The sequence below is a fragment of the Pseudomonas sp. TUM25319 genome (assembly GCF_056388475.1).
In genome coordinates this window covers 4,017,828-4,030,526 of the sequence record NZ_CM150751.1, presented here as the reverse complement: position 1 = coordinate 4,030,526, position 12,699 = coordinate 4,017,828, and the positions used below count along the sequence as shown (strand labels likewise).

Sequence of the window (12,699 nt, the reverse complement as noted above, 5' to 3'; positions counted from 1 at the left end):
GTCGCCGGCAAGGGGCGGGTCAGAACCGGCTGGTGACGCTCAGGCCGACAGTGCGCGGATCGCCGTAGGTGATCACGTACTGGCCGGCCGTGCCGTTGGGCCGGCCATGGACCTGGTAGCGGCGGTCGGTGAGGTTGTTGACGAACCCGGTGACACTGAGTTTTTCGTCGGCGCTGAACCAGGTCAGGCGGCTGTTGACCAGGGTGTAGTGGGGCTGGTTGAGCGGTGCGTCGACGCTGCTCTGACGGTCGGCGAGGAAGTATTCCTTGTCGCGGTAGCTGACATCGCCGCCGGCCACCAGCTTGCCGGGGATGTCCAGCGGCAGGGTGTAGTCGGCACCCAGCGAGACCACGTGGCGCGGCGAGCGCACGAAGCTGTTGCCGCTGTAGTCACCGGTGACGGCGCCGGTGTTGGGGTTGGTGTTCTTGAAGTCGGTGTACTCGGTGTCGAGGAACGACAGTGCCGCCCGCAGGTGCAGGCGATCTGTCGGCTGGCCTTCGATTTCCAGTTCCGCACCCTTGACCTTGCCCGCTGCGCCGTTGGTCAGCGCCGTGGTGAGCACGCCGTTGTTCACTGTCAGCAGGTTGACCTGAATGTCCTGGTAGTCGTAGTAGAAGACGTTGGCGTTGACCGTCAGACGACGGTCGAACCACTCCGACTTGAGGCCCAGTTCGTAGGCGTCCAGCTCCTCCGGATCCACCGTGGTCAACTGCGCCAGGCTGGTGGACAGGCCGGTGTTGAAGCCGCCCGAGCGGAAGCCGTGGGCATAGCGGAAGAATACCCGCAGGTTGTCGTTGATGCGGTATTCCGGGGTCAGGTCGTAGGTCCAGGCGTCCCAGCGCTTGTCTTTTTCCTGGCTGCCGTTGCTGCCGACGGCGGTCAGCGGGATCAGCGGGCCATTGGCGGTGGCGCGGGTGAACTGGGCCAGGTTGAGGTCGATGTCCTTTTTCTCGGTGGTCCAGCGCAGGCCGCCGGTGACGGTCAGGTTGTCGGTGAAGTCGTAGGTCAGGTTGCCGAACAGGGCGTAGCTGTCGGTACGGTGGGTGTAGTTGAGGTCGCGCAGATCGACGTTGCCACCGGTCTGGTTGGAGCCGGTGCCGTTGGGCGTCGGCCCTGGCGTCACCGTGCGCACCGCACTGCTGTCGAGGGTCTCGTGGAAGTAGTGGGTACCTAGGAGCCAGCGCAGGGTTTCCTGCTGCGGCGACGCCAGGCGGAACTCCTGGGAGTACTGGTCGTAACGGTTGTCGCTGTCGGTGGCGCCGTTGACTTCGTACGGCGTGTAGTCGGCGTCGGTGAGCGACTGGTTGCGCAGGTAGTCGTAGGCGGTGATCGAGGTCAGGGTGTAGTCGCCCAGGTTCCAGTTCAGGGTCAGCGAGGTGCCGCTGTGGTCGAGCTTGTAGTCCTCGTCGGTGTTGAGCTGGATGCGCCGGCCGTCCGGACGCTGGTAGCCGACGTTGTAGTAACGGCCCAGCGGCAGCGAGCCGCTGCTGCCGTCGCCCTTGAACTCGCGGCTGTGGATCTTGAGCAGGGCTTCGAGGTCGTCGTTGACCTTGGCCAGGAACTGCACGCGCACCGCTTTCTTGTTGACGTCGCCGTAGGTCTGGTCGTTGGTCAGGTTGTGGGTGAAGCCGTCGCGTTCTTCCGAGTACAGCGACACCCGGCCGGCCAGGCGGTCTTCCACCAGGGTGCCGCCGAGGGCGCCGTTGAGGATGCGTTCGTTCTTGCTGCCGAAGCCAATAGTGCCGTAGCCGTCGGTCTCGAAGGTGGGCTTCTTCGAGATCACATTGACTGCGCCGGCCGTGGTGTTCTTGCCGTACAGCGTACCTTGCGGGCCGCGCAGGATCTCGATGCGCTCCAGGTCGAACAGCGGCCCGCCGCCGGCCACCGGCGCGTTGAGGTAGACGTCGTCGGCATAGATACCCACCGGGTAGACGGTGGCGGCGCCGGTATCGCCGGTACCCAGGCCACGGATGTACCAGCGCGGGCGGCCGTCGCCATCGGGATTCTTCGCCGAGGCGTTGGGAATGAAGGTGGTGATATCGCCCATGGCGCGGACACCGTCGGCGACGATGCTGCTGCCCTGGACCGCCGAGACCGCGACCGGTACTTCCTGGAGGGTTTCCTCGCGGTGCTGGGCCGTGACGGTCACCGCCTTCAGCGCGGTGGTGGTGCCGGTGTCTTCTTCGGCATGGGCGAACTGGCCTGCCAGCAGCAGACTGATGCCGATGCCTTTGGCGATTGGATTGAGTTGGAACATGCTGCTTCTCCCCGAGCGTTGCAGATACGGGGATAGAGCAGGGTTTGTGCCATATTTATAACTAATTGATTTATATCAATAAATTGTGAAATTTCAGGAAGGGTTGCTAGACAGGCAGCAAGGGGGTGGTGAATGCCTGCTGCTCCAGCAGCAGTCCGCTGGAGGCAAATCCCAGCCTGCGCACCTGATATTTCTGTCAGTTGTGCCGTGTTTCAGGGTGGCCTAGCGTCGTGCGTGAAAGCAGTTGTGCAAGGCCCACTCCCGATGGCGAGGTGACGATCATGCTGGTCGACTGGACTGAATGCGGAAAAGTGCTGTCCGGACGTGCTCTGGATAAAGGCGAAAGTGTTTCGGTGTTCCTGATCGACGAGCAGACGGAGCGGCTCTGGGAAACCGACCGGCTGCAGAAGTTCACCCCGGCCCCGGACCGCTTGGGACAGTGGAGCTGGCCGATCGACTTCTGCCTGTACATCAACCGCACCTCCGATGTGATCCAGGCCGGCAGCTGGAAAGACGGCAAGTGGGTGGTGGAGGGCAGCAGTTTCTCCAACCGGCTCTGGCGGACCGCGCAGAATATCCGCGCCTTCACCAACTGCCCCGGTGCCGACAACTGGATCCGGGCCGAGCCGATTCATCCCACTGTCAGCCTCAAGGCCGGTGATGTGGTGGAGGTCATGGTTCGCAGCGAAATCTCCGGCCGCCGCTACCGGGCCGAGCGCTTCCGGCCGCTCAAGGACCGCCTGCAGCCCGCGCAATGGGCCCAGGACCTGGCCGCCTGGATCAACAAGACCTTCGACATGATCAGGGCCGGTTGCCCCGACGCCAGCGGACAGCGGATCAAGGAAACCGCGGACAAGGCGGGCAACTACATCTGGGTGCCGCATAACTCAAAGCTGACGGTGAGCTGGGAGGTGTCTCAACACAAGCAAGCCGTTCAGGTACTGTCCGGCCGCGACGCGCTGGAGGGCGAGCGCATCTGCGCCTATCTGGTCGATGATCTGAGCGGCGAACGACTTCAGTCCGAAGACCTGGTGTTCAAGCCGGCCGCCGATCGACGCGCTGTGCGCGACTGGGTGGAGGATTTCTGCAAGGAGATCAACAAGCGCGCGAAGAACATGCGCGCGGGTTACTACGATGACAAGGGCGTGCTCAACGTTGCCCACAGTTTCGAACGAAACTTCATCTGGACCTGGCGCAAGGGTCTTCGCGCCTTTACCACCGCGCCGCACCTGAACAACTGGGTTCAGGGTCCATCGTTGCTTACTGACCGAGTCATGACCGTCGATGAGCGGGTGATCGTCAGGGTCTGCAACAAGGCCAATGGCGCGGTGTGGGAAACCCTGCTCTTCACGCCGAAGGCCGATCGGCTGAAGCCGGCGCTGTGGGTGCGGGACCTGTCGACGCTGATCAACCAGCAAAGCCTGTTTGTGCGCGCCGGGCAGCCCAACCCGGACACCCAGGTGATCGAGACCATTGCCGATGTCTACCGTAGCCATATCTGGGTGCCGAAGCATTCGGAGCTGGAGGTGAAATGGGATCGTGTCGTCCCGCAATCCCGGGGCGCGGTGACCTCGGACCGCGACGCCGTGGAAGGCGAAAGCATCAGCCTGTTCGTGATGGACGAGGCGACGGGGGAAATCCTCGAACGCCCCACCTACAAGGCGGTCAAGGACTCGCTGGGCCAGTACCTGTGGCCGCGGCGTTTCGCCAGCGAGGTGAACAGGAGCTCGCGCTATGTCCAGGTGGGCGACAAGGACGAGAACGGGGTGTTCACCACCTTCGCCAGTGGCTACAAGAACAGGATCTGGACACCGGACCAACATATTCGCGCTTTCAGCACGTCGCTGGATCTCGATAACTGGGTGATGGCCCGACCGTTCTCCTTCGAGCGGGACCTGAAGGCGGGCGACCGCATGGTCGTGCATGTGCGCAGCGAACTCACCGGGTACCTGTACCAGACCCTGACGTTCAGCCCGGCGCTGAAGAACAACAGGGCCACGGCGGCGGACTGGACCAGGGCGTTGTGCGAGAAGCTGAACAAGGAATGTGTCTACCTCAAGGCCGGGTGCAAGAACGAAAAGACCCGGCGCATCGAACCGGTGGCGGATCACGACCGCAATGCGATCTGGGTGCCGGTGGGCTCGGGACTGGCGGTGGAGGTGCTGAATATTGGCGACAAGACCCGGTATGCGGCGCCGATCGAGGTGCACACTGACGTCGACGCCCAGCAGGGAGTCGCCTCTGCGAGAATCGTCCTGGGGACGCTGGTTGGCAACGATGGGATTGGCCCGTCAATCAACCTCGGGCTGATCTGGTCTGCGCAGAACACCTGGTCAATCACCGGTGTCAGCCATTTACTGTATATGGAGCTGACGAAGCGTGGCAGCCCAACAACTTATCGGTACGTTCTTCACCTATCGAGCGGCGCTGTGGTGAGGTTTGAAACGGATAGCGTCGAGAAAAATTTCTATTTTTCGAATTTCAGGTTTGGTCATTCCGAGTCTGGGTTTGAGGTGCGCTATAAAAATGGAGTCGTGGAGGAATTTTCATTCAGGCAGGTGGTTCGGGACTCAACGAAATTTGTCGACCATGATGCCTTCATGAAAGGTGATCAATCAGTCGTGGTCAGTACGTTATATTTACCTACCGCGATCCATTCGCCTACTGGCTCAAGTGTGGCGCTGGAGTGGAGAAAAGATCAAGTTTTAACAAGTTCGAGTGGCTGGATAAATTTGAAGGTTCCGGTGTTTTGCATGCTGGAAAGAATCACCTCAGGCAAGACCCGCATTTTTGAAAGTCAGTTGGAGGGAAAAAACTTCAGTTTCACGCTGTATCCAAAGCACGCACAGAAGGTCGAGTACCAGTTGTCGGTCGAATCCATTAATGTCATTGAAGGCACACTTCCCTGGGGATGGTTTTCACAGATCAAACGGCTTGGCGCCGGAGGCGTTTCAGAGGTCGCGTTTTCCTATGTTGCCCAAGGCGCGAAGCACAATCCACCTCGTCTGGCTACCGTCTCATCCCGCGCCATGCGCGTGTGCTTCGATTACAACACTGACAACACGGTTGCCAAATACACGCTGCAGGCCGCCGGGGCAGCTACGGTCACTCGCCGCTATATCTACAGCAAGGCCTGAATTCAACACATAAGTGCAACGCTCACCCCTGTATGCACTTCGTACGGCGTCTTCCAGCCCAAGCGCTTGCGCGGGCGTAGATTGATCCTCGCTACTGTCCGATTGACGGCTTCGACGGTCAGCTTGCTGAAGTCGCTGCCCTTGGGGAAATACTGGCGGAGCAGACCGTTGGTGTTTTCATTGGTGCCACGTTGCCAGGATGAATAGGGGTCTGCAAAAAAGACCTGGCACTGGCTCCGTAGCGCGATGCGTTCATGCCCGGCAAACTCCCTTCCGTTATCCAGCGTCAGCGTGTGAGCGGCATGGCCCTGAAGCATCAGATTGATCGCCCGCGTTACCTGCCGGCGCGTTCTGCGCTTGACCGGATAGGCGCTCAGATAGCCGCTTTTGCGATCAACCAGGGTCACCAGGTTACCGCCCAGTCCATGTACCGTATCGCCCTCCCAGTCCCCCAGGCGCTCGCGGCTTTCGACCTCGGCTGGGCGTTCACTGATTGACACGCGATTACGCAGCTGCCCGCGCCGATCGTGGCTTCCATAGCGTTTCCGGTAGCGCTTTCGGCGATGTCGCAGATAGGTATAAAGCTCACCACCGGCGCGCTGTTCGGCGGCAATGAACCGATAAATCCACTCATGGCTGACCGCCCGGCTTGGCTGCTCCTGCTTCAACCGCTGGGCGATCTGCTCCGGACTCATGCCATGCTTGAGCCACACCGGGAGATGATGGCTGAGCCATGTCGCCGGCTTGCAAAACTTGCGCGCACCCGCTCGACGAGCATCACTTTCATGGGCCGCAGAAACAGCCTTGTAGATATTCTGGGTGCTGTTGCGGCGAACCTCGCGACTGATCGTCGAGGGATGCACGCCGACCCGCTTTGCAATGCTCGCCTGGCTCTCTGCGGCGCTCAAGCCAGCCTCAATCTGGTAACGTTGTCCCTGAGTCAGCTGCCGGTAATGCGTAGTCATCTGCGCTTGAATCCTTCGGTGTGAGAGCCTGGATTCTACCGGTGGCTGGCTCTCTGCCTCTCGTTTCAAGCGTTGCGCTTATTCTATGAATTCAGGAGGGGCAAACCGACATTGAAATGCAATGTGGCGCCCATGTAACCAAACGCAAACAGTACTTCACCGACGGGGTGCTGGTAAAAGAAACACAGTCGCTGGGCGAGTGCACTTCCGTGACCGAGTTTTCCACGGCCGTGGACAAGGAAACGTCAAACGCTACCACCACCAGCGTTACGCGGAAAAAAGGCAAGGATGTCCTGGTCGAGAAGGCACTTTCCGTGATTGATGCGAATGGCAACATCATCAAGACGGTGGAGAAGGGGATAACGACTGAACTCACGTATTATCCCGAGGGACCGTCGTGGCACGATCATTCAGTGCAGAAAAAAGTCACTCACATTTCCAGCATTTCAGACGTCGTTTTATGGGGGGTGGACAATATGACGCTGAGCCCGTTCTTCAGTGAGAGCGGGTACACCTGGGAGACGGTGACTGACCATGTGCTAACGGTCGATTTTCCCGCAACCAACCACGCCAGGGATACATTCGGATTACCCGTTGAACTTGAATGTTGCCGCGAGCAGGGCTTTTTCATAACCCGCCTCGAATCGGAAAAGGTTTATGTAGGCGAAGGCGACGCACGGGTTGATCTGAAGTGGAAATTCTACGGTTGTACCGCGCTGCCAGCGCAGGGCAGAAGCTCGGGGCCGGTCATGCCATCGCTGGCAATGACCATTCTTTATCCTCAGACCAGCGATCAGAAGAAACTCAGCAAGTTCACCTCCGCTTCCATGACCATTGAAAAGACCAGTTACGTAACGGCGACTGACAGCAAGGATTTCGGCCGCCCATCGAAACGGGAATCCTGTCGCCTTGATTCGCAAGGCAAGGAAAACACCACGTCCCGCCATGAAACCCGTTACAGCTACGCGTTGTCGTCGGATGTTCTGACCACGACGATTACCGAAACATTCGGCGAGAAGCTCACCGCCACCAGTACGGTGGCGAACAATATTGTCACCGGCCAGGAGATCAGTGCCACCGACTCGCGCAAGAACCGGACCCAGTGGACCTACGACAGTCATGGTCGCATGGTCAGCGAAGTCGATAATGCCCAGGACAGCAAGCAGCGTCAGGAAACCCGCTTTCAGCACCACAGTTTCTACAAGGGCCACACCATAACGATCCTGGCGCCGGACCTTGATCAAAAACGCGTGGAATACGATGCCGCCGGCAATCAGACGAAAACCTGGACGCGGGGTGCGGGTTTTATCGGCTGGCGGCTGATGTCGAGCATGGAGTTCGATGATGCGGGGCGCGCCTCGCTGCAGACCGATTACGATTATCTCCCCGATGGCACCCTGTTCAGTAAACACGAGCAGCGCCACCACTACGATGACTGGGGCCAGTTGCTCTATACCGAACTGCCTGGCGACATGCAGGCGTACTGCGAACACGACCCGATCAAGCGGCAAACGCTGGAGTACGTAAAAGCAGGGGGCAAGATCAAGCAGAAAGTGCTGTGCACGTTCGATGAGCGGGGCAACCTCACACGACGCGAACTGCAGGATGGTGCCGGCAAGGTTCTGACCTGGGCCCGGCACGACTACGATGCTGGCGACAGGCTGATAAAAAGCCAGGACAGTTCGGGCCTGGAAACGGCCTTCACCTACGATTCGCGAGATCGCCTGACCACGATCACCGAAGGCGGGGTCGTCACCAGCAACGTGTATCCGACGCACTCGGGCCTGGTGAGCCGGGTCAGGATCGGCAAAGACAAGGACACGCTCGAGGAAGTGGCCAGCCGCAAGCTGAATGCGTTGTCCCGTGTGACCAATACCACGGTTGGAGGACGGGCAGTCGACCACACCTATGAAGGCATCAGCCAAAGGGGGGTACGCACTACCGGAGTGCCTGCGCTGGCTGAAGCCTTCACCCGGCATCGTGTCGATCACAGTTTTGCCGGTGATGCTTGTAGTGGAAGCCTGATGGAAAGGCATGTGGTGGGCAAAGAGGACTCCTCGGTTACCCATGTCTACTCGCTACGCGGCATCCTGCTGTCGTTCACCAACGCCTTCGATCAGAAGACGGTCTACCACTACGATGCCGTCGGCCGCCGGACCCAGGCACTCTCCGATGAGGTTCACAACACGCTCACCTATGACGCCTTCGGCACCTTGACCGAGGAAACCGTCTGGCGCATTGCCGAACGTTCGAGTGTGAAAATCGGCTACACCCACGACGCGCTGGGCCAGGAAACCGCGCGCAGCTTCGTCATCGACGACAAGCACAAGCTGACCCTCAAGTACACCTATGAGAAAGGCCGGATCAAGACCGCGCAGTTGCTCAACGACACCACCTCCATGAGCAAGGAAGACTACACCTATGACGAACAGGGCCGATTGAAAACCTGGACCTGCGATGGCCCGCAGCGGCCCACCGATCCCTGGCTCAATGAAACCTTGAAGAAACAGTCGTTCACTTACGACGTGCTCGGCAATATCCAGACCTGCACCAGCGAAACCACCGGTACCCGGAAAACCAACACGGCGACCTATGCCTACAGCGATACCGACAAGATGCAGCCGGTCAGGATCAGCCACTCGGAAAAGAGCTGCACGGCTGTCGACCTCGCCTATGACACCGAAGGGCGCCTGACGAAGAACCCGGTGAACAAACTGCACCTGCATTACGACAAGGCGGGGCGCCAGGTCGGGTCTGGCGAGAAACACCTGGCTCATTACGACAGCTTTGGTCGACGTGTGCACAACGAGGACTACTACTACGGCGAGTGCTTCTACTACAACGACAACGCGCCCTACGCACGTAAAGGCGCTGTTCGAATCGGTGACAAGAAGACCTGTGATCACCGCCGCACGCTGTTGCTGAATGAAAGCGGCAGTTGCGTGGCCCAGCAGCAGACCTTGAGCGGTGGCGGTGAAGCAGAAATCAATACCTTCGAGTTGAAGGATATACGTGGCAGTGTGATCGCCTCGTGGCGAACAGGCAAAGAGGGCTTTACGTACCTGCCGTTCACACCTTACGGCTATCGACCGAGCAGGGAAGATGATCTGCACTGGCTGGGCTTTACCGGCCAGCCCCTGGACCGGCAATCCGGCGGGGTCTATCACCTGGGCAATGGCTACCGCACCTACGACCCCATCACCCTGGTATTCCATGCCCCGGACGACCCCGGCTTCAGCCCTTTTGGCGAGGGCGGAAGCAACTGGTACGCCTACTGCCTGGGTGATCCCGTCAATATGGTCGACCCGACAGGGCATGCGACGACGGTTGCCCAGTGGCGGACCGTGGAAACCGCGCGCGTGCCTGTCGACCCGGTTGTCCGGGAAGTCATCAATATGGGGGTTTCACTCGCACTGATCCCCTTTACCGGAGGAGGCTCGGCCGTAGCCGGATGCCTGACCGCTATCGCACTGGCCGAAGGCGCCGCGGGCATAGGGGCGGCGATGTTGCAAAACAGCGACCCGGACTCCGCCAGTGCCTTGCGCTGGCTGCAGTTCGGGCTCGGCATTACCGAAGCCGTTGTGTCCCTGAAAAACCTGGCCAGTCATCTGCCTTTGCGCAACGGTGGTCGGGTCAAGGGGATCAGCGAGAGCATGGGAAAGCAGTTCATGGAAATGGGCGGCAATCTCAGGAATACCCGAATGCTCAAGAGTGGCGCCTATGTCTTTGAAGATATCTACAAGGGGGCACCGCGATTGAATGTGCATTGCCATGGGGTGATAGACGGGGTCGGCTATATGCATCTGGGTAATCGGGCGTACACGCCGGAGCATTTGCTGATGATGCTGAAAAGCCGGTCGATCGATCCCAAGCACTTCGCCAGTATCCGGATGATCATGTGTGGTTCTGCCAATGGTGGGTCAGCCTCGTTTTCTCAGAGACTGGCAACGATGACGGGGCGTCCGGTGAAAGGCTTCCTGGGCTCGGTGTGGACAGGCTACGACGCTGACACGATGACCCGGATATTTGCGGAGGGACACCTCAACGGGAAACGCATCAGCGGAGGGGTGATTCCTCTGATGGAGTCGTTCCCGATGACGAAGCAGAACCCCTTCAAGATCTGGAAGTCACCCATGGACTTCATGAAGTTTGAATACAACCCTGTTCATTTCATGCCCTGAACGCTTCATGCCGGCTTGAACCCGGGGCACCAGCCCCGGGTGCATGGTTGCCATGGCGCCTTTCGCTACCTGGCTGAAGTCATCCCTCTCGCTTCACCACCAGCGTCAGAATGTCGTAACTGGCCACCAGTTCCCCCAACTGGTTGGTCACTTCCACATCCCAGGCCACCACGCCTTGCGGGATGCCCTGCGGGCTCTTCTTGCCCTGATCGATCTTGCGTTTGCAGGTCAGGCGTGCCTGGATGGTGTCGCCGATGCCCACCGGGTTGATGAAGCGCAGGTTGTCCAGGCCGTAGTTGGCCAGCACCGGGCCCGGCGCCGGGCTGACGAAAAGCCCGGCCGCAGCCGACAGCACGAAGTAGCCATGGGCGATGCGCTTGCCGAACTGCGACTCGCGGGCGGCGATGTCGTCGAAGTGCATGTAGAAGTGGTCGCCCGACAGGCAGCCGAAGTTCACCAGGTCGGCCTCGGTGACGGTGCGGCGGTGGGTCAGCAGCGACTCGCCGATGCGCAGGTCTTCGAAGTGGCGGCGGAACGGGTGAACGTCGGTTTCGATCACCTCGGCGCCACGCACGTATTCGCCGGTGACCGCCGTCAGCATGCTCGGCGAGCCCTGGACCGCCGCCCGCTGCAGGTAGTGCTTGACCGCCCGCAGGCCGCCCAGTTCTTCACCACCGCCGGCGCGACCGGGGCCGCCGTGTTTCAGTTGTGGCAGCGGCGAGCCGTGGCCGGTGGATTCCAGCGCCGCTTCGCGGTCCAGCACCAGCAGCCGGCCATGCCAGGCCGCGGCTACCGGAATCGCCTTGGCCGCCACCGCACGGTCGGCGGTGACCAGGCTCGCCACCAGGCTGCCTTTGCCACGGGCCGCCAGCACCAGCGCTTCGTCGAGGTCGTCGTAGGTCATCAGGGTGCTGACCGGGCCGAAGGCTTCGATATCGTGGGCGCCACCGTCGGCATGGGCATCGCGGGCCAGCAGCAGGGTCGGGGCGAAGAACGCACCGTTGGCCACGCCTTCGCCGCGAGGCTCGAAACCGTCGCGGGCACCGAACAGCAGGTCACAGCTCTGCAGCAGTTGTTCCACCCGCTCGCCGACGTCGGCCTGCTGGGAATGGGAGGCGAGGGCGCCCATGCGCACGCCTTCCACCGACGGATCGCCCACCACCACCTTGCTCAGGCGTTCGCGCAGGCGGGTCGCCACCGCGTCCAGGTGTTTCGCCGGGACGATGGCGCGGCGGATGGCGGTGCATTTCTGCCCGGCCTTGGTGGTCATTTCCCGCGCCACTTCCTTGATGTACAGCTCGAACTCTTCGCTGTCCGGCGCCACGTCGGGGCCGAGGATGGCGCAGTTAAGCGAGTCGGCCTCGGCGGTGAAGGGCACCGAGTGGCGGATCAGGCTGGGGGTGACCCGCAGTTTCGCCGCGGTGTCGGCGGAGCCGGTGAAGGTCACCAGATCCTGGCCGTCGAGGCGGTCGAGCAGGTCGCCGGTGCTGCCGATCACAAATTGCAGCGCGCCCGGCGGCAGCAGCCCGGACTCGTCGATCAGGCGCACCACCGCTTCGGTCAGGTAGCTGGTGGCGGTGGCCGGTTTGACGATGCAGGGCATGCCGGCGAGGAAGGTCGGGGCGAATTTTTCCAGCATTCCCCAGATCGGGAAGTTGAAGGCGTTGATGTGCACGGCCACGCCGGCGCGGGGTACCAGGATATGGCTGCCGGCGAAGTGGCCCTGCTTGCCCAGCGGGATGGCCGGGCCTTCGTGGACCAGGTTGCCCGACGGCAGTTCGCGGGCACCGATGCCGGCGTAGGAGAACAGCGTGGCGTTGCCGCCTTCGATGTCGATCCAGCTGTCGGCGCGGGTGGCGCCGCTGTGGTGGGACAGGGCGTAGAGCTGTTCCTTGCGCTCGGCTAGGTACAGCGCCAGGGCCTTGAGGCGCTGGGCGCGTTGCTGGAAGTCCAGGCCCATGAGGCCGTTGCGGCCCTGCTGGCGCCCGTAGGCGAGGGCTTCGGCGAAGTCCGGGCGCTCCTCGTGGGCATGGGCCAGGACATGGCCGTCGATGGCGCTGCGCAGGGACTGGGCGCCGTGCTGGCCAATCCAGCGGCCGGCGATGAAGCTTTGCAAGGTAGGGGCAGCAGACATCGTGTGTGTCCTCCGATTCATTCAG

Annotated in this window: 5 protein-coding genes; 2 read left to right on the top strand and 3 right to left on the bottom strand. The window is 61.0% G+C overall.

Annotated elements, in window-relative coordinates:
• Positions 1-19: 19 nt before the first annotated feature.
• Positions 20-2,257 (bottom strand): TonB-dependent receptor, encoded by a 2,238-nt coding sequence (locus AC05QJ_RS18620; protein WP_476742763.1) that lies wholly within the window; start codon positions 2,255-2,257, stop codon positions 20-22.
• Positions 2,258-2,538: 281 nt separating this feature from the next.
• On the opposite strand from AC05QJ_RS18620, the gene AC05QJ_RS18615 reads away from it, so the two are divergent.
• Entirely contained in the window at positions 2,539-5,394 is a 2,856-nt protein-coding gene (locus tag AC05QJ_RS18615; RefSeq protein WP_476742762.1) for a hypothetical protein, read from the top strand.
• Between the two features lie 2 nt (positions 5,395-5,396).
• On the opposite strand, the gene AC05QJ_RS18610 is transcribed toward AC05QJ_RS18615, so the two are convergent.
• Positions 5,397-6,359, bottom strand: a complete 963-nt coding sequence (locus tag AC05QJ_RS18610; protein WP_004577240.1) for an IS30-like element ISPpu17 family transposase — start codon at positions 6,357-6,359, stop codon at positions 5,397-5,399.
• A gap of 209 nt (positions 6,360-6,568) precedes the next feature.
• Here AC05QJ_RS18610 and AC05QJ_RS18605 point away from each other — a divergent pair, with 209 nt between their 5' ends.
• The gene (locus AC05QJ_RS18605; RefSeq protein WP_476742761.1) at positions 6,569-10,540 is read left to right on the top strand and encodes an RHS repeat-associated core domain-containing protein; all 3,972 of its coding nucleotides are present in this window, start codon (positions 6,569-6,571) and stop codon (positions 10,538-10,540) included.
• Positions 10,541-10,619: 79 nt separating this feature from the next.
• Here AC05QJ_RS18605 and paaZ read toward each other — a convergent pair whose 3' ends face one another.
• Positions 10,620-12,674: a phenylacetic acid degradation bifunctional protein PaaZ gene (paaZ, locus tag AC05QJ_RS18600; RefSeq protein ID WP_476742760.1), complete on the bottom strand. Its 2,055-nt coding sequence runs from the start codon at positions 12,672-12,674 to the stop codon at positions 10,620-10,622.
• Positions 12,675-12,699 lie beyond the last annotated feature (25 nt).